The organism is Streptomyces coffeae (assembly GCF_016741875.1).
Taxonomy (GTDB): domain Bacteria; phylum Actinomycetota; class Actinomycetes; order Streptomycetales; family Streptomycetaceae; genus Streptomyces; species Streptomyces coffeae.
The window spans coordinates 239,579-257,427 of the sequence record NZ_JAERRF010000008.1 but is presented as its reverse complement, the minus strand read 5'-3'; the positions used below and the strand labels follow the sequence as shown (position 1 = coordinate 257,427).

Annotated in this window: 13 protein-coding genes; all 13 read right to left on the bottom strand. The window is 69.6% G+C overall.

Annotated features, from left to right (window positions below):
* Positions 1-8: 8 nt before the first annotated feature.
* A complete protein-coding gene (locus JK363_RS16075) occupies positions 9-785 on the bottom strand; it encodes a TIGR03936 family radical SAM-associated protein (protein ID WP_201875577.1) in 777 nt (258 codons plus the stop codon).
* 137 nt (positions 786-922) lie between these two features.
* Positions 923-2,848 (bottom strand): TIGR03960 family B12-binding radical SAM protein, encoded by a 1,926-nt coding sequence (locus JK363_RS16070; RefSeq protein WP_201875576.1) that lies wholly within the window; start codon positions 2,846-2,848, stop codon positions 923-925.
* 105 nt (positions 2,849-2,953) lie between these two features.
* Complete coding sequence (locus JK363_RS16065) at positions 2,954-4,525, bottom strand: CYTH and CHAD domain-containing protein (RefSeq protein ID WP_201875575.1); 1,572 nt, start codon at positions 4,523-4,525, stop codon at positions 2,954-2,956.
* A gap of 60 nt (positions 4,526-4,585) precedes the next feature.
* The gene (gene rodA, locus JK363_RS16060) at positions 4,586-5,788 is read right to left on the bottom strand and encodes a rod shape-determining protein RodA (RefSeq protein WP_201875574.1); all 1,203 of its coding nucleotides are present in this window, start codon (positions 5,786-5,788) and stop codon (positions 4,586-4,588) included.
* Entirely contained in the window at positions 5,785-7,929 is a 2,145-nt protein-coding gene (mrdA, locus tag JK363_RS16055) for a penicillin-binding protein 2 (protein ID WP_201875573.1), read from the bottom strand. Before mrdA ends, rodA begins: the two co-directional genes overlap by 4 nt.
* A 58-nt stretch (positions 7,930-7,987) precedes the next feature.
* Positions 7,988-8,704 carry a rod shape-determining protein MreD gene (gene mreD / locus JK363_RS16050; RefSeq protein ID WP_201875723.1) on the bottom strand — a complete coding sequence of 239 codons (717 nt, stop codon included), beginning with the start codon at positions 8,702-8,704 and terminating at the stop codon, positions 7,988-7,990.
* Positions 8,705-8,710: 6 nt separating this feature from the next.
* Positions 8,711-9,664 (bottom strand): rod shape-determining protein MreC, encoded by a 954-nt coding sequence (gene mreC / locus JK363_RS16045; protein ID WP_201875572.1) that lies wholly within the window; start codon positions 9,662-9,664, stop codon positions 8,711-8,713.
* A gap of 145 nt (positions 9,665-9,809) precedes the next feature.
* Entirely contained in the window at positions 9,810-10,829 is a 1,020-nt protein-coding gene (locus JK363_RS16040; RefSeq protein ID WP_060944038.1) for a rod shape-determining protein, read from the bottom strand.
* A 318-nt stretch (positions 10,830-11,147) separates the two neighbouring features.
* A complete protein-coding gene (ndk, locus tag JK363_RS16035) occupies positions 11,148-11,561 on the bottom strand; it encodes a nucleoside-diphosphate kinase (protein WP_201875571.1) in 414 nt (137 codons plus the stop codon).
* A gap of 75 nt (positions 11,562-11,636) precedes the next feature.
* Positions 11,637-11,993 (bottom strand): DUF4233 domain-containing protein, encoded by a 357-nt coding sequence (locus tag JK363_RS16030; RefSeq protein WP_201875570.1) that lies wholly within the window; start codon positions 11,991-11,993, stop codon positions 11,637-11,639.
* Position 11,994: 1 nt separating this feature from the next.
* Positions 11,995-13,506, bottom strand: a complete 1,512-nt coding sequence (gene folC / locus JK363_RS16025) for a bifunctional tetrahydrofolate synthase/dihydrofolate synthase (protein ID WP_201875569.1) — start codon at positions 13,504-13,506, stop codon at positions 11,995-11,997.
* 51 nt (positions 13,507-13,557) lie between these two features.
* Positions 13,558-15,006 (bottom strand): peptidoglycan D,D-transpeptidase FtsI family protein, encoded by a 1,449-nt coding sequence (locus JK363_RS16020; protein ID WP_201875568.1) that lies wholly within the window; start codon positions 15,004-15,006, stop codon positions 13,558-13,560.
* A 165-nt stretch (positions 15,007-15,171) separates the two neighbouring features.
* Positions 15,172-17,805, bottom strand: a complete 2,634-nt coding sequence (locus tag JK363_RS16015; protein ID WP_201875567.1) for a valine--tRNA ligase — start codon at positions 17,803-17,805, stop codon at positions 15,172-15,174.
* Between the last annotated feature and the right edge of the window lie 44 nt (positions 17,806-17,849).

The window sequence follows — 17,849 nt, the reverse complement described above, 5'->3', positions numbered from 1 at the left end:
GGCGGTCCTTACGCGGAACCTTCCGGCGCCATCGCGGCGGTCAGCTCGGCGGCCGTGGGTGGGGCGGCCGTGACTGCCTCGCGATCGGGCGCGAGCGGGTCGGTCACCGTGCCGGACTCCTCATCGAGCAGCCCCTGCGCCAGCCTGGTCACCGCTGCGGGGACCGGCGGCGCCAGGTCGGCCGTAGCGCGGAGACCGGACAGGACGTCGTCGGGTCGTACGGCAGGTGTCAGATGCCGTACCACCAGCCGCAGTATCGCACAGCCACCGTCCACCGGCCTATCGGCCGGGGCATCGACCGCCTCCAGCCGGACCACCGCGCCACGCGCGTCGAAGGTTCGCAACCCGTTTTTGGTCCGGCGCTCCACCTCGACCGTGTCGGCCTCGCGGAACGCGGCGACGGCCCGCTCGGCCTCCGCATGGGGGACCCGGTCCAGCCGCAGTTCCCATACGGACGCCTCGAGCCGGTCCGCCAGACCGGAGGTTCTGGCCTCGACGGCGTCGATGACGTCCAGGCCGGGGGGCAGCGACTCGTCGAGAAGGGCGCGCAGCGTGTCGGGGTCACGCGCCTCGGTGAGCTGGATCTCCAGATACTCGGCCTCACTGCCGGTGCCGGTGGGTGCGGCATTGGCGTACGACACCTTGGGGTGCGGGGTGAAGCCCGCCGAGTAGGCCATGGGCACCTCGGCGCGGCGCAGCGCCCGCTCGAAGGCGCGCTGGAAGTCGCGGTGGCTGGTGAACCGGAGGCGGCCGCGCTTGGTGTAGCGCAAACGGATGCGCTGCACCGCCGGTGCGGGCGGCGGGCCTTCGGGCTGTCGCTTGCCCAGGGGAGTGTCTCCTTGTGTTCCTTGGCTGTTCCGTGCCGGGCCCGCTCGGCCCGGCATGTTCCAGCCTACTTTGTGGGCTGCCGGTTACCGGTCGGCTACTTCACGACGGACAGCGGCAGCAGCTTGCGGCCCGTGGGGCCGATCTGGATCTCGGTCTGCATCTGCGGGCAGACGCCGCAGTCGAAACAGGGGGTCCAGCGGCAGTCCTCGACCTCGGTCTCGTCGAGCGAGTCCTGCCAGTCCTCCCAGAGCCAGTCCTTGTCCAGGCCGGAGTCCAGGTGGTCCCAGGGCAGGACCTCCTCGTAGGTGCGCTCACGGGTGGTGTACCAGGCGACGTCCAGCCCGAAGTCGGGCAGCGTCCGCTCGGCGCACTCCATCCAGCGGTCGTACGAGAAGTGCTCGCGCCAGCCGTCGAAGCGGCCGCCGTCCTCGTAGACCGCGCGGATGACGGCGCCCACCCGGCGGTCGCCGCGGGAGAGCAGGCCCTCGACGATGCCCGGCTTGCCGTCGTGGTAGCGGAAGCCGATGGAGCGGCCGTACTTCTTGTCGCCGCGGATCCTGTCGCGCAGCTTCTCCAGGCGCGCGTCCGTCTCCTCGGCGCTGAGCTGCGGCGCCCACTGGAACGGGGTGTGCGGCTTGGGGACGAACCCACCGATCGAGACGGTGCAGCGGATGTCGTTCTTGCCGGACACCTCGCGGCCCTTGGCGATGACCTTCGTGGCCATGTCGGCGATCTGGAGGACGTCGTCGTCGGTCTCGGTCGGCAGACCGCACATGAAGTACAGCTTCACCTGCCGCCAACCGTTGCCGTAGGCGGTGGCGACGGTCCGGATGAGGTCTTCTTCGGAGACCATCTTGTTGATGACCTTGCGGATGCGCTCCGAGCCGCCCTCGGGGGCGAAGGTCAGGCCCGACCGGCGGCCGTTGCGGGTCAGCTCATTGGCCAGATCGATGTTGAACGCGTCCACCCGGGTCGAGGGCAGGGACAGACCGATCTTGTCCTCTTCGTACCGGTCGGCCAGCCCCTTGGCGATGTCGCCGATCTCGGTGTGGTCGGCGGAGGACAGCGACAGCAGGCCGACCTCCTCGAAGCCGGTGTTCTTCAGCCCCTTCTCGACCATCTCGCCGATCCCGGTGATGGAGCGCTCGCGCACCGGGCGGGTGATCATGCCCGCCTGGCAGAAGCGGCAGCCGCGGGTGCAGCCGCGGAAGATCTCCACCGACATCCGCTCGTGCACGGTCTCGGCGAGCGGCACCAGCGGCTGCTTGGGGTACGGCCACTCGTCGAGGTCCATGACGGTGTGCTTGGACACCCGCCACGGCACGCCCGAGCGGTTGGGCACCACACGGGAGATCCGGCCGTCGGCCAGGTACTCCACGTCGTAGAACCGCGGTACGTAGACCCCGCCGGTGCGGGCGAGCCGGAACAGCAGCTCCTCGCGGCCGCCGGGGCGGCCCTCGGCCTTCCAGGCCCGGGTGATCTCGGTGATCTCCAGCACGGCCTGCTCACCGTCGCCGATCACCGCGCAGTCGATGAAGTCCGCGATCGGCTCGGGGTTGAACGCGGCGTGACCGCCCGCGACCACCACGGGGTGGTCCTCGGTGCGGTCGGCGGCCTCCAGCGGGATACCGGCCAGGTCGAGCGCGGTGAGCAGATTGGTGTAGCCGAGCTCGGTGGAGAACGAGACGCCGAACAGGTCGAAGGCGGCGACCGGGCGGTGGGAGTCCACGGTGAACTGCGGCACCTCGTGCTTGCGCATCAGCTCCTCGAGGTCCGGCCAGACGCTGTACGTACGCTCGGCGAGCACGCCCTCACGCTCGTTGAGCACCTCGTAGAGGATCATGACGCCCTGGTTGGGCAGACCGACTTCGTAGGCGTCGGGGTACATGAGCGCCCAGCGGACGTCACAGCAGTCCCAGTCCTTGACCGTGGAGTTGAGCTCCCCGCCTACGTACTGGATCGGCTTCTGCACATGCGGGAGCAGGGCCTCGAGCTGTGGGAAGACCGACTCGACAGACATCGTGTGGGAGTTACCTTCGTGAGCTGACAGGGGTGACCCTCAAGCGTACCGGTCCGCGCGGCGGCCTTTCGCCACACCGCGGCCGGGGCCTCCCGGGCGGGCAGCTCAGCGCCGCAGGGCCGCCCGGTGCCCCGGGCTGGAGACCTCGGCCCACAGCCCCGGCAGCTCCCGCTCCCGGGCGGCGGCCAGCGCCTCCTCCCGCCCGTGGAGCAGCCCGTAGGTGAAGGCGCTCTCCCCCGCTGCGTGCGACTGGACGGCCAGCTCGCGCAGCGCGTCCCGCGCCACCACGCTGTCCTGGTGGTCGCCGAGCAGCTCCTGCACCCCGGTCATCAGCTTGGCGAACCGCTTGGCGGGCTTGCCCAGCGCCGGACGGGCCGCCTCGGCGGCGTAGCGGGCCCGCTTGGCGTCCTTGCGCGCCTCGTGGAGGATGGTGTCGCGGTCGGGGCTCGCGGGGGCGTGCAGGCCCGTCTCGACGCGGTCGGCGAGCCGCTGATAGTCGCGCAGTACGGCCTTGAGGATCACTTCCCCGGCGGGGCTGGCGGCGGCCGGGCGCAGCGGCGGGTCCGCGAGCAGCGCGTCGAGGCGGTCGAGGAGCGCGAGATAGCGCTCGCCGTCCAGGACCTCGATCAGCCGGCCGCGCGAGCCCTTGCGGCGCGCCTCGGACCAGATACGCAGCCGGGCGGCCACCGGCCCGAGCCGCAGTTCGACCGGGACCTCCGCGAGCCGTTCCTCGATCCGCGCGGTGAGCACTTCGCGGTCGCGGTCGATGCCCAGTTCCGCGGCGAGCCACTTCAGTTCGGCGCCGATGGGGTCGGTGACGGTCCGGTCCAGGACCTTGCGGTAGGAGCGGAAGGCGGAGCGCAGCCGTCGGGTGGCGACCCGCATGCGGTGGACGGAGTCGAAGGTGTCCAGGCGTACGGCGGGGTCGAGGGTGACGATGGCGGTGATCTGACGGCGTACGTAGCCGAGGACCACATCGCCCGCGGTGGCCTTCGCGCCCTTCGTGTCCTCGGCCGGCTTCTTCGCGGGCTTCTTGCCCTGGGCGGGCTTCTTCGCGGACCGCGCCGGATCGGTCTCGGCCAGCGCCCGGGCCAGCTTGGAGGGGGCGGCCGAGCGGCGCAGCCCGGCCGAGGCCAGCCGCGGCTCCAGCGCGTCCAGCAGCGCGGGGTCGCCACCCTCGGCCAGCTCCACCTCGTACTCGGTCCACCGGACCGGCTCACCGGTCTCCGGTGCCAGCCGCCGGGCCGTGACGCGGTCGGCGGAGACCTCGGCGAGCAGCGCACCGTCCGCGTCCACCAGGTGCTTGACGTCCCGTTCGGAGAGCAGATGGACGAGGGGGACGAGCTCGGTGGAGCGGACGCGGGAACGGACCAGCGCGGCGAGTTTGCCGGGCAGGGTGTCCGAGAGCGGGGCGCGGATCTCGTCCCGGGTGTCCGCGCCGACGGGCAGTTTGAGGTGCCAGCCCTCGTCGCCGCCGCCGGTGCGGCGGCGCAGGGTGATCCCGTCGGCCGCGAGGCGCCGGCAGGGGGTGTCGTAGTAGGTGGCGTCCAGCGTGACCATGCCGCGGTCCGTCATGCCCGCGACCGCGCCGATTCCGGTCAGGTCCGGCACTCCGCCGTCCTTGGTGGCCTCGCTCGCCTCGTACTTGCGTTCGATCTCCCGCATCATGTCCACCATGAACCGAATTTAGTCGCCCCGGGGCCGGTGCGGGAGTCCCCGGAGCGACATCCGCTGACGTCAGGCGGACACCGGACGCTGCACCCTGATGGACTGGAGCAGGCCGATTGCGATCCAGACGGCGAACATCGAGGAGCCGCCGTAGGAGACGAACGGCAGCGGCAGCCCGGCCACCGGCATGATGCCGAGCGTCATCCCGATGTTCTCGAACGACTGGAAGGCGAACCAGGCGATGATCCCGGCGGCGACCACCGTCCCGTAGAGCTCGGTGGTGTCCCGGGCGATGCGGCAGGCCCGCCAGAGCACGATGCCCAGCAGCACGATGATCAGGCCCGCACCGAGGAAGCCCAGCTCCTCCCCCGCCACCGTGAAGACGAAGTCGGTCTGCTGCTCGGGCACGAACTGGCCGGTGGTCTGGGTGCCGTGGAACAGCCCCTTGCCGGTGAGCCCGCCCGAGCCGATGGCGATCCGCGCCTGGTTGGTGTTGTAGCCGACACCGGCCGGGTCCAGGGCGGGGTTGGCGAACGCCGCGAAACGGTCGATCTGGTACTGGTCCAGCACTCCGAGCTGCCAGATGAGCACCGCGCCGATCACCGCGGTGAGGATCAGCCCGGCGACCCAGCGGTTGGAGGCGCCGGAGGCGAGCAGTACGGCGAGCACGATCACCGCCATGACCATCACCGAGCCGAGATCCGGCATCAGCAACACGATGACGATGGGCAGCGCGGCCAGGCCGAGCGCCTGCACCACGGTGCGGTGGTCGGGGTGCACCCGGTCACCCGCGTCCACCCGGGTCGCCAGCAGTATCGCCATCCCCAGGATGATCGTGATCTTGGCGAACTCGGAGGGCTGGAGGGAGAATCCGCCGCCGATCTGGATCCAGGCGTGGGCACCGTTGATGGTCGAGCCCAGCGGGGTGAGCACGGCCAGGACCAGCACCACGGAGAGCCCGTACAGGATCGGGACCGCGCCGCGCAGGGTGCGGTGGCCCAGCCAGATGGTGCCGATGGCCAGCAGCAGCCCGATACCGGTGTTGAGGGCGTGCCGGACCAGGAAGTAGTACGGGTCGCCCTGGTTGAGCTCGGTGCGGTTGCGGGTCGCGGAGTACACCAGCACCGCGCCGATGGCGGACAGGGCGAGCGCGCAGAGCAGCAGCACCCAGTCCAGGCGGCGCACCAGCGAGTCGCGGGCGGTGAGCTTGCTCCAGGTGCCGCGCTCGGGGGTGAAGCGGCGGACGGAGTAGGTGCGGGTGGACGCGCTCATCGCTGTGCTCCCCGGCGCCGTTCGTTCGCCGCGAGGGCGAACTGCTTGCCCAGGGGCTGGGCTTCGATGGAGCCATCGGACTCGATCGTGGGAAGGTCGGCCTGCGGCTTCGGCAGCAGCGCCTTCTTCTTGTCGATGCCGCCCTTCTTGTCGATGCCGTACAGGGCGTTGTAGATCTTGCGCACGGCCGGGCCGGAAGCCCCGGAGCCGGTACCACCCTGGGAGATCGTCATGACGACCGAGTACTCCTTGGTGTACGTCGCGAACCACGAGGTGGTCTGCTTGCCGTAGACCTCGGCGGTACCGGTCTTGGCGTGCATCGGGATCTTGTTCTGCGGCCAGCCGCCGAACCGCCAGGCGGCGGTGCCCCGGGTGGCCACACCGGCGAGCGCGCTGTCGATCTTCTGGCGGGTCGCGGCGTTCATCGGCAGCTTGCCGTGCGGGGTGGGCTTGATCTTCGTGATCTTCTTGCCGTCGGGGCTGACGACCGCCTTGCCGATGCTGGGGTCGTACAGCGTGCCGCCGTTGCTGATCGCCGCGTAGATGGTGGCCATCTGGATCGGCGTGACGAGGGTGTCGCCCTGGCCGATGGAGAAGTTCACCGAGTCACCGGCGCGCATCTTCATGCCCTCGAGGCAGTTCTCGTAGGAGAGCCGCTGGCCGTAGTTGCCGTCCTTCTTGCCGCCCTTGCACCAGGCGCCCTTGTTGGCCTTCCAGTAGTCCTTCTTCCACTTGCGGTCCGGGACCCGGCCGGTGACCTCGTTGGGGAGGTCGATACCGGTCTCCTTGCCCAGGCCGAACTGGTGGGCGGTCTTGTAGAACCAGTCCGCGGGCTTCTTCTTGGGCTTGTTGCCGCCGTCCTTTTTCCACTGCTCGTAGGCGAGGTGGTAGAAGACGGTGTCGCACGAGACCTCAAGGGCGCGGCCGAGGTTGATGGAGCCGTGGTTTTGCGACTCGAAGTTCTTGAAGACCTGGCTGCCGATGTTGAAGGAGCTGGTGCAGGGGTAGTTGCCGTCGAAGTCGTAACCGGCATTGACGGCGGCGGTCGTCGGGATCACCTTGAAGATCGAGCCGGGGGCCGCCTGGCCCTGGATGGCCCGGTTCAGCAGCGGGTAGTTGGAGTCCTTGCCGGTGAGCCTCTTGTAGTCCTTGCCGGAGATGCCGCCGACCCAGGCGTTGGGGTCGTAGGTCGGGTTGGAGGCCATGGCCACCACCCGGCCCGTCTTCGCCTCCATGACCACGACCGCGCCGGAGTCCGCCTTGTAGTTGGTGCCGGTGTTCCGGTCGTGCGTCTTACGGGCGTCCTTCATCGCCTGCGCCAGCTCCTTCTCCGCGACCGCCTGGACACGGGAGTCGATGCTGGTGACGACGTTGTCGCCGGGCCGGGCCCGCTGACTCTCCCGCTGGCCGATCACCCGGCCGAGGTTGTCGACCTCGTAGCGCGTGACCCCGGCCGTGCCGCGCAGCCGGCTGTCGTACTCGTGCTCGAGGCCGTTGCTGCCCACCTGGTCGGAGCGGAGCAGCGGGGACTTGGAGTGTTCGGCCTTCTTGATCTGCTCATCGGTGACCGGGGAGAGATAGCCCAGCACCTGGGCGGCGTTGGACCCGGCGGGCGCGGCGTACCGGCGCACCGCGGTGGGCTCCGCGCTGATGCCGGGGAAGTCCTCCTCGCGCTCCCGGATCTGGAGGGCCTGCTGGGGGCTGGCCTCATCGGTGATCGGGATGGGCTGGTACGGGGAGCCGTTCCAGCACGGCTGCGGGGTCTTGGCGTCGCACAGCCGGACCTTGTCCATCACGTCCTTGGGCTGCATCTTCAGCACGCCCGCCAGACGGGTCAGGACGGCCTTTCCGTCGTCCGGCTCCTTCATCAGGGCGGTCCGGCTGGCGGAGACCACGAGCCGGGTCTCGTTGTCGGCCAGCGGCACACCGCGGGCGTCCAGTATCGAGCCGCGCACCGCGGGGTGGACGACCTGCTGGACGTGGTTGTTGGCGGCCTTCTTGGTGTACTCGTCGCCGTTGCGGATCTGGAGGTACCACAGCCGCCCGCCGAGGGTCAGCAGCAGCGAGAAGACGAGGATCTGGATGGCGACGAGCCGGACGGTGACCCGCGTGGTCCGCCCGGTCTCGGGGATGTTGCTCATGGCGCTCCCATGAGGGTGGCGGTGGGCGACGGGAGGGCGGGCGACGGGTGGGCAGTGCTCACAGGCGCTTGACCCCCTTGATGCGTCCCGACCGGCCCTTGCCCACCTTGGTCAGCAGACCGCCTCGCTGGCCGCCGATCCGGGCGGTGCGGCCGGTGCGCTTCAGACGGCTCAGCCGGCCCGCCCGCGCGGTGCGGACCCCGCCCGCCGCGCTGATCCAGCGGGACGCGCTGTCGCCGCCGGGGCCGCCGCCCGCGCTGTCGGCCATCGGGTCGTTCTCGGCCTTCCGGGCCAGCGCCATGATCAGCGGCACCGCGAAGGGGGCCAGCAGCAGGTCGTAGAGCGCGGCGGTGAACAGCAGCTTGCCCAGCCCCACATGGCGGGCTCCGTCGTCGCCGACGAGCTCGCCGACGCCCGCGTACAGCAGGGTGGCGCCCATGGCGGCCGCGACGACCACCAGCATCGGGCCGGTGGCCGACCGGAGCTGGCCGCTCTCCGGCTTGGCCAGCCCGGCCAGATAGCCGATGACGCACAGCACCAGGGCATAGCGCCCGACCGCATGGTCGGCGGGCGGGGCGAGGTCGACCAGCAGTCCGGCGCCGAAGCCGATGAGCGCACCGCCGGTATGGCCGTAGACCAGCGCAAGACCGAGGACGACGAGCAGCAGCAGATCGGGGACGGCGCCGGGCAGTTGCAGCCGGGCCAGGACGCAGATCTGGGTCAGCAGGGCGAAGAGGACGAGGAGGGTCGACAGGAGGATCCGGTTGAGGTGCAGCATCGGTCAGTCCCTGTAGTCCCTGTTGGCGGCGTTGCTCGAGGGCGAGGAGGTGGGGGTCGCCGTCACGGTGACCGTCGGTGTCGGCTTGGGCTTCGCCGGCTTGGGCGGCAGCACGGTGTCCCGCGGGTTGGAGGGCGGCGGCTCGACCACCACACCGACGATGTCCAGCTTGCTGAACGACACGTAGGGGCGCACCTGGAGGGTGCGGGTGAGGTCGCCGCCGGTGGGGTCGACCCGGACCACCTTGCCGACCGGAACGCCGGGTACGAACGGTTTGTCCGCCTGGGAGCCGAAAGTGACCAGCCGGTCACCCTTCTTGATCTTCGCCTTGCCGTTGAGGAGCTGGACGTGGAGCGAACGGTCGCCGCGCCCGCCCGCGAAGCCGAGCTCACCGGACTTCTCCATCCGGGTGCCGACGGTGAAGTCGGGGTCGATGGCGAGCAGCACGGTGGAGGTGGAGGGGCCGACAGTGGTGATCCGGCCGACCAGTCCGTCGCCGTTGAGGACGGTCATGTCGCGGCGGATGCCGTCGTCGCTGCCGATGTCGATGGTGACGGTCCAGGAGAAGCCCTGAGCGGCGCCGATCCCGATGACCTCGGCGCCCTTGATGCCGTACTGGCCGCGGCTGGCGACCTTCCGCAGCTTGTCGAGTTCGACCACCCGGGCGCGGTTGCGGTCGTTGCTGCCGAGCCGCGCCTTCAGCTTGGCGTTCTCCTGCTCCAGGGCCTTGATGCGGTCGTGCCGTTCGTCGGAGTCACGAACGGCCGCCACCGCGTTGCCGACCGGGTCGACGGCGGACGCGACGCCGTCCTCCACGGGGCCGAAGACCGAAGCGGCGGCCTGGCGCGCGCCGTCGAGGGGTGAGTCCTCGCCGCCGCGGATGTCCACCGTGATCAGCGCGAACGCGATGGCGACCAGCAGCACAAGAAGCAGCCGGCTCTCTCGTGTGTCCCTCACGTGCGGCGACGTGCCTTCCTCGTCGGAGTCGGACCGGTCGCCGGCGATACGTGGTCTACGGCCGGTCCTGGGGAGCCTTATGCCTGTATATCAGCGTTCTGCCGTACGGGCAGCCATCCACCCGTACGGCCGATACACCGGATTGTCATCTGCGGGGCTGGGCGTCCAGCACCTGCTGGAGCGCCTCGAACTCCTCGACGCACTTGCCGGAGCCGAGCGCGACGGAGTCCAGCGGGTCCTCGGCGATATGGATCGGCATGCCGGTCTCCCGGCGCAGCCGCTCGTCCAGGCCGCGCAGCAGCGCGCCGCCGCCGGTGAGCACGATGCCGCGGTCCATCACATCGCCGGAGAGCTCCGGGGGGCACTTGTCGAGGGTCGTCTTGACCGCGTCGACGATCGAGTTGACCGGTTCCTCCATCGCCTTGCGGACCTCGGCGGCGGAGATGACAACGGTCTTGGGGAGCCCGCTGACCAGGTCGCGGCCGCGGATCTCGGTGTGCTCCTCCTGGTCGCTCTCGAATGCGGAGCCGATGGTGATCTTGATGTTCTCGGCGGTGCGCTCGCCGAGCAGAAGGCTGTACTCCTTCTTGATGTGCTGGATGATCGCGTTGTCCAGCTCATCGCCCGCGACCCGGATGGACTGGGCGGTGACGATGCCGCCGAGCGAGATGACGGCGACCTCGGTCGTGCCGCCGCCGATGTCCACCACCATGTTGCCGGTGGCCTCGTGGACCGGGAGGCCGGAGCCGATGGCGGCGGCCATGGGCTCCTCGATGATGTGCACTTGACGGGCACCCGCCTGGGTGGACGCCTCGATGACGGCACGGCGCTCCACACCGGTGATGCCGGACGGCACACAGACCACAACACGGGGCCGGGCGAGATAGCGGCGCTTGTGGATCTTCAGGATGAAGTACCGCAGCATCCGCTCGGTGATCTCGAAGTCGGCGATAACGCCGTCCTTGAGCGGACGCACGGCGACGATGTTGCCAGGGGTGCGGCCGATCATCTTCTTCGCCTCGGCGCCAACAGCAAGAATTCCACCGGTGTTGGTGTTGATGGCGACGACGGACGGCTCGTTGAGGACGATCCCGCGGCCCCTGACGTACACCAGCGTGTTGGCGGTGCCGAGGTCGACAGCCATGTCACGGCCGATGAACGACATGTTGTTCCCCATGAGGATACGTCAGGCCTTCCCTACTGGAGCGATTGCATGCTTGAGGTTCGGCAGGATGGGTGCGCTGCGAGCGCGGAAGCTCTCATCGTAGTCACGCCCGCTCGAACACGCTGCGGGGGTCCTCCGCCATTGTCAGCAGAACACGAGCCCGCCCCCTCTAATGGTGACGTCGTGTCGCGGAGATGCGTTCCCCCGATCGGCCCGCATATGCAGAGGGGCGGCCGAGAAATTCGACCGCCCCCAGGTCAGCAGGGGTGTGACGAGTTGATGATCGTTTAGCCCAAGCCGGGTGGGAACCGGCGGGAATCAGGCGAGACCGGGAAAGAAAATCTTGATTTCCCGCAGGGCGGACTCCTCCGAGTCCGAGGCGTGGATGAGATTCTCCCGAACGATGGTGCCGAAATCGCCGCGGATGGAACCCGGGGCGGCGGCGATCGGGTCGGTCGGTCCGGCCAGCGCGCGGACGCCCTCGATCACCCGCTCGCCCTCGACGACCAGCGCCACGACCGGGCCGGAGGACATGAACTCCACCAGCGGCTCGTAGAACGGCTTGCCCACATGCTCGGCGTAGTGCTGCTCCAGGAGGTCACGGCCCAGCTCACGCAGTTCCAGGGCGCTGATGGTCCAACCCGCCTTCTTCTCGATCCGCCCCAGGATCTCGCCCACCAGACCACGGCGTACGGCGTCGGGCTTGAGAAGGACGAGAGTGCGCTGGGTCACGGTGCGGGCTCCTTTGGGAAGTGGCATGCGGGTGAAGCTGTGCCGCAGAGGCTACATGGGTGAACAGTGGTCACGTTACGCAGCGTCAGCGGACGGGGTGGCCCCGGTACCGGCGAACCGGGCCTTGGCCGCGTCGACCTTCCGGCCGAAGTGGACCGAGGCCCACCACAGCCCGGCGAAGACCGCGCCCAGGAAGAACATCACGGGGACGACCATGCCGCTCAGCACCAGGCCCAGCTGGAGCGCCCAGCCGATCTGCACCGCCCCGGGACGGCTGAGCATGCCGCACAGCAGCACACACAGCGCCATGGCGATACCGCAGACCGTCCAGACCGCGCCGGTCGACAGACCGGCCGTCTTCATCGCGACCAGCCCCGCGAAGCCGATGACGAAGAACTCACCGATCAGGGTGGAGGCGCACAGCGTTCGCATATCAGCCCTTTCCCAGAAGCAGCCGGGCCTCGCCGACCGTGATCACTGATCCGGTGACCAGGACCCCGGCGCCGGAGTATTCGCCCTCTTCCTCCGCCAGGGTGACAGCCTGCTCCAGCGCGTCGTCCAGCCGGGGCTCGACCTGGACCCGGTCCGCGCCGAAGACCTCGACGGCGATGGCCGCCAGCTCGTCCGCGTCCATCGCGCGATGGGTGGAGTTACGGGTCACCACGACCTCGGCGAAGACCGGCTCGAACGCCTCCAGCAGGCCACGTACGTCCTTGTCGTCGCTGACCCCGACCACACCGATCAGCCGGCTGAAGCCGAACGCCTCGGTGACCGCCTCGGCCGCGGCGTGCGCGCCCGCCGGGTTGTGGGCGGCGTCCAGCACCACGGTGGGACTGCGGCGCACCACCTCCATCCGGCCGGGCGAGCTGACCGAGGCGAAGGCGGCGCGGACGGCGTCGATGTCGAGCGTGCGGGCGTGCTGGGTGCCGATGCCGAAGAACGCCTCGACGGCGGCCAGGGCCACCGCCGCGTTGTGCGCCTGGTGGGCGCCGTACAGCGGGAGGAAGACATCCGGGTACTCGCCGCCGAGGCCGCGCAGGGTCAGCAGCTGGCCGCCGACCGCCACCTCACGGGAGAGCACTCCGAACTCCATGCCCTCGCGGGCGACCGTGGCGTCCGCCTCGACCGCGCGCTTGAGGATCACGGACGCGGCCTCCACCGGCTGCTGGGCCAGCACCACGGTGGCGTCCTGCTTCACTATCCCGGCCTTCTCCCGGGCGATCTGCTCCGGAGTGGTGCCGAGCCGGTCGGTGTGGTCCAGGGAGATCGGCATGATCACCGCGACCCCCGCGTCGATCACATTGGTCGCGTCCCAGGTGCCGCCCATGCCGACCTCGACGACCGCGATGTCCACCGGCGCGTCCGCGAAGGCCGCGTAGGCCATACCGGTGAGCACCTCGAAGAAGGACAGCCGGTGCTCCTGCTGAGCGTCGACCATGTCCACATAGGGCTGGATGTCCTGGTATGTCTCGATGAACCGCTCGGCGGAGATGGGTGCGCCGTCCAGGCTGATCCGCTCGGTGATGGACTGCACATGCGGGCTGGTGTAGCGGCCGGTACGCAACTCGAAGGCGCCCAGCAGCGACTCGATCATGCGCGCGGCGCTGGTCTTGCCGTTGGTCCCGGTGATGTGGATCGAGGGATAGGCCCGCTGCGGCGAACCGAGGATGTCCATCAGCGCCTCGAGGCGCACGAGCGAGGGGTCCAGCTTGGTCTCCGGCCAGCGCTTGGCCAGCTCCGCCTCCACCTCGCGCAGCGCGCGGTCCACCTCGGGGTCGGCGGGCCGGGCCGGGATGCCATCACCCTGCGGCGGCCCGGACTGGGTACGCAGCGTCCGACTACCGGCCTCGATCACCGCCAGATCGGGGTCACGGTCGGTCTCCGCTTCGACGATCTCGTCAAATTCGTCCGGTTCGCCGGTTTCGTTCTGGGGGCGCTCGCTCACGCGGTCCAGTCTACGAGGGAGGACTCGCACGCCCGGGCCCGCCTCGTGCTCTCACGCCAGCGTGGCCCGCATCACCGCCCGGGCGATCGGGCCCGCCAGACCACCGCCGGAGACATCGGCGCGCGCCGCGTCGCTGTCCTCGACGACCACCGCGACCGCGACCTTGTGGCCCTCGCCGTCATCCGCGTAACTCACGAACCACGCGTACGGCGTACCGCTGTTGTTCTCGCCGTGCTGCGCGGTGCCGGTCTTGCCGCCCACCTCCGTCCCGGGGATCTTGGCATTGGTGCCGGTGCCCCGGTCCACGACGGTCCGCATCGCCGAGCGCAGTTGGTCCGCGGTGTCCTCGGACATCGCCCGGCCGTAGCTCTTGGCCTCGGTGCGGTCCAGGGCGGAGGCGCCGCCGTCCGTCGTACGGTCCACCAGGTACGGGGTCATCAGCTTGCCGCCGTCGGCGATGGCCGATGTCACCATGGCCATCTGGAGCGGGGTCGCGGTGACGTCGAACTGGCCGATTCCGGTCAGTCCGGTCTGCGAGTCGTTCATCCCGCTCGGATAGACGCTCTTCGCGGCGCGCACCGGGATGTCCAGCTCGGAGTCGTCGAACCCGAACTTCTCCGCCTGTGCGGCCACCTTCTTCTGCCCCAGGTCCACGGCCATCTTCGCGAAAACCGTGTTGCACGAGTACTGGAGGGCGGTGCGGATCGTCGCGTCCTTGCAGGGCGCCGACGGGTTCTCGTTGCGCATCTTGGTGACCGTGCCCGGCAGCAGATACGGGTCGGGGCTCTCGGTCCGCTCGTCCACCGAGCCGTACAGCCCGTCCTCGAGCGCGGCGGCGGCCACCACCAGCTTGAAGGCCGAGCCCGGCGGATACGTCTGGCGCAGCGCCCGGTTCAGCATCGGCTGCTTCTTGTCCTTCTGGAGCGCCTGCCATGCCTTCTGGTCGTCGGTGGAGGAGCCCGCGAAGCTGCCGGGGTCGTAGGAGGGCGTGCTGACCAGGGCGAGGATCCGGCCGGTCTCCGGGTCGATCGCCACGGCCGCGCCGGTCTTGTTCCCCAGCCCCTCGAAGGCGGCCTTCTGGGCGGCCGGGTCGATCGTGGTGATCACATCGCCGGGCTCGGAGGGCTCACGGGTGACCGCCTGGAGGGGGTTCTTCAGCCTGCTGTCGGAGCCGTCGAGGACCGAGCGCTCCAGGGCCTCCAGCTGATTGCTGCCGTACGCCTGGGAGGCGTAGCCGGTCACCGGCGCGTACAGCTTCCCGTCGGTGTAGGTGCGCTTGTAGCGCAGAGAGCCCTCGGTGGCCCGGGAGCCGGTGATCGGCTTGCCGTCCACGACGATGTCGCCGAGGGGGTTCGCATACCGGGCGATGGCGTTGCGGGTGTTGTGCTGGTTGTCCCGGAGTTCACTGCCCCGCGCCATCTGGACATAGGTGGCCCAGACGATGAGGGACAGCACCAGCAGCAGGGTGAACACGGAGGCCTTCCGCAGCGGCTTGTTCATTCAGCCAGAGCTCCTTCCGGGACGTACATGGGGAAGACTCCCGGAAGGTCCGTTGTGGTTCCCGATGGGGCATACCTGTGCATCGACTGTGAAATCGGTGTGTCACAACGCGTCAGCGCCCCCGCCGGCGGACGGCGGGGGCGCTGCGGTTGCGAACGCGGCGGATCAGCCCTGGGGCAGGGCCGCCAACTGGGCGGTGATCCGGGCGATATCGGCCTCGGCGGTCGCCTGCCGGGTGCGGATCTTCTCCACCACATGGTCCGGCGCCTTGGCGAGGAAGCCCTCGTTGGCCAGCTTCGCCGTGGTCTGCGCCTTGTCCTTCTCGGCCGCGGCCAGGTCCTTGGCCAGCCGCTTGCGCTCGGCCTCGACGTCGATCGCACCGGACAGGTCGAGCGCCACCGTGGCGCCCGCGACCGGCAGCGAGGCGGTGGCGGTGAAGTCCTCACCGGCCGGCTGGAGGCGCAGCAGTGAACGCATGGCGTCCTCGTGGGCGGCCAGCTGGGTGCCGGACAGCTCGAGCCGCGCGGGAACCCGCTGGCCGGGCTGGAGCCCCTGGTCGGCGCGGAACCGGCGAACCTCGGTGACCACCTGCTGGAGGTTCTCGATCTCCCGCTCGGCCGCCTCGTCCCGGAAGCTGCTGTCCTTGGGCCAGTCGGCGATGACCACCGACTCCTGGCCGGTCAGCGAGGTCCACAGCTTCTCGGTGACGAAGGGGACGACCGGGTGCAGCAGCCGCAGCGTGACGTCCAGGACCTCACCGAGGACCCGGCGCGAGGCGTCGGCCTCCGCACCGCCCTTGGCGAAGGTGGTCTTGGACAGCTCGACGTACCAGTCGAAGACCTCGTCCCACGCGAAGTGGTAGAGGACGTCGGAGAGCTTGGCGAACTGGTAGTCCTCGTAGAACGCGTCGACCTCGGCGACGACCTTGTTCAGCCGGGACAGGATCCAGCGGTCGGTGGCCGAAAGTCGCTCGGCGGCGGGGAGTTCGCCCTCGACCGTGGCGCCGTTCATCAGCGCGAAGCGGGTCGCGTTCCAGATCTTGTTGGCGAAGTTGCGGGACGCCTGGACCCAGTCCTCGCCGATCGGGACGTCCACACCGGGGTTGGCGCCGCGGGCCAGGGTGAAGCGGACCGCGTCGGAGCCGTACAGGTCCATCCAGTCCAGCGGATTGACCGCGTTTCCGAAAGACTTGGACATCTTCTTGCCGAACTGATCACGGACCATGCCGTGCAGGGCGATGGTGTGGAACGGCGGGGTGCCGTCCATCGCGTAGAGGCCGAACATCATCATCCGGGCGACCCAGAAGAAGAGGATGTCGTAGCCGGTGACCAGGACCGAGTTCGGATAGAACTTCTCCAGGCTCTCGGTCCGCTCCGGCCAGCCCATCGTGGAGAACGGCCACAGCCCCGAGGAGAACCAGGTGTCCAGGACGTCGTTGTCCTGCGTCCAGCCCTCGCCGCTCGGCGGCTCCTCGTCCGGGCCGACGCACACGACCTCGCCGTTCGGCCCGTACCAGACCGGGATCCGGTGGCCCCACCACAGCTGGCGCGAAATGCACCAGTCGTGGAGGTTGTCGACCCAGTCGAAGTAGCGCTTGGACATGTCCTCCGGGTGGATCTTCACCCGGCCGTCGCGGACCGCGTCGCCCGCGGCCTTCGCCAGCGGACCGACCTTGACCCACCACTGCATGGACAGCCGCGGCTCGATGGTGGTCTTGCACCGCGAGCAGTGGCCCACGGCGTGGGTGTACGGCCGCTTCTCGGCGACGATACGGCCCTCGGCGCGCAGGGCACCGACGATGGCGCTGCGCGCCTCCAGCCGGTCCAGGCCCTGGAAGAGGCCGTGGGCGGTGATCACCGCGTGCTCGTCCATGACGGAGAGGTTCGGCAGGCCGTGGCGCTGGCCGATCTCGAAGTCGTTCGGGTCGTGGGCCGGGGTGACCTTGACCGCGCCGGTGCCGAACTCCGGGTCGACATGGGCGTCGGCGACGACCGGGATACGGCGGCCGGTGAGCGGCAGCTCGATCTCGGTGCCGATCAGGTGGCGGTAGCGCTCGTCGTCCGGGTGGACCGCGACGGCGGTGTCGCCGAGCATCGTCTCCGCGCGGGTGGTGGCGACAACGATCGACGTCTCCCCGTCGCCGTAGCGGATCGAGACGAGCTCGCCGTCCTCGTCGTCGTACTCGACCTCGATGTCGGAGATGGCCGTGAGACAGCGTGGGCACCAGTTGATGATGCGCTCGGCGCGGTAGATCAGCTCATCGTCGTAGAGCTTCTTGAAGATGGTCTGGACGGCCTTGGACAGCCCCTCGTCCATCGTGAAGCGCTCGCGGTTCCAGGCGACGCCGTCGCCCAGGCGCCGCATCTGGCCGGAGATCTGCCCGCCGGACTCGCCCTTCCAGCGCCACACCCGCTCGACGAACGCCTCACGGCCCAGGTCGTGGCGGGAGGCCCCCTCCTTGGCCAGCTCGCGCTCGACCACGTTCTGCGTGGCGATACCGGCGTGGTCCATCCCGGGCTGCCACAGCGTCTCGTAGCCCTGCATCCGCTTGCGCCGGGTGAGCGCATCGATGAGGGTGTGTTCGAAGGCATGACCGAGGTGCAGCGATCCGGTCACGTTCGGGGGCGGGATGACGATGGTGTAGGGCTCTTTGTCGCTCTTCGCGCTGGCCTCGAAATAACCACGCTCTACCCAGCGCTCGTACAACTGCCCCTCTACATCGGCCGGCGCGTACTGGGTCGGCAGTTCGGGGTGGCTGTTCGGCCCGCTGTCGGGGCGCTGCGAAGAGTTCTCGGTCACGACCGCAGTCTAAAGGGCGGGGGCACTCCGTTACGAACCCGTTG

Coding starts and splice junctions, on each gene's coding strand:
- JK363_RS16070 (WP_201875576.1), bottom strand. CDS start 2,848: ATGTCTGTCGAGTCGGTCTTCCCACAGCTCGAGGCCCTGCTCCCGCAT.
- JK363_RS16065 (WP_201875575.1), bottom strand. CDS start 4,525: ATGGTGGACATGATGCGGGAGATCGAACGCAAGTACGAGGCGAGCGAG.
- rodA (WP_201875574.1), bottom strand. CDS start 5,788: ATGAGCGCGTCCACCCGCACCTACTCCGTCCGCCGCTTCACCCCCGAG.
- mrdA (WP_201875573.1), bottom strand. CDS start 7,929: ATGAGCAACATCCCCGAGACCGGGCGGACCACGCGGGTCACCGTCCGG.
- JK363_RS16040 (WP_060944038.1), bottom strand. CDS start 10,829: ATGTCGTTCATCGGCCGTGACATGGCTGTCGACCTCGGCACCGCCAAC.
- JK363_RS16030 (WP_201875570.1), bottom strand. CDS start 11,993: ATGCGAACGCTGTGCGCCTCCACCCTGATCGGTGAGTTCTTCGTCATC.
- JK363_RS16020 (WP_201875568.1), bottom strand. CDS start 15,006: ATGAACAAGCCGCTGCGGAAGGCCTCCGTGTTCACCCTGCTGCTGGTG.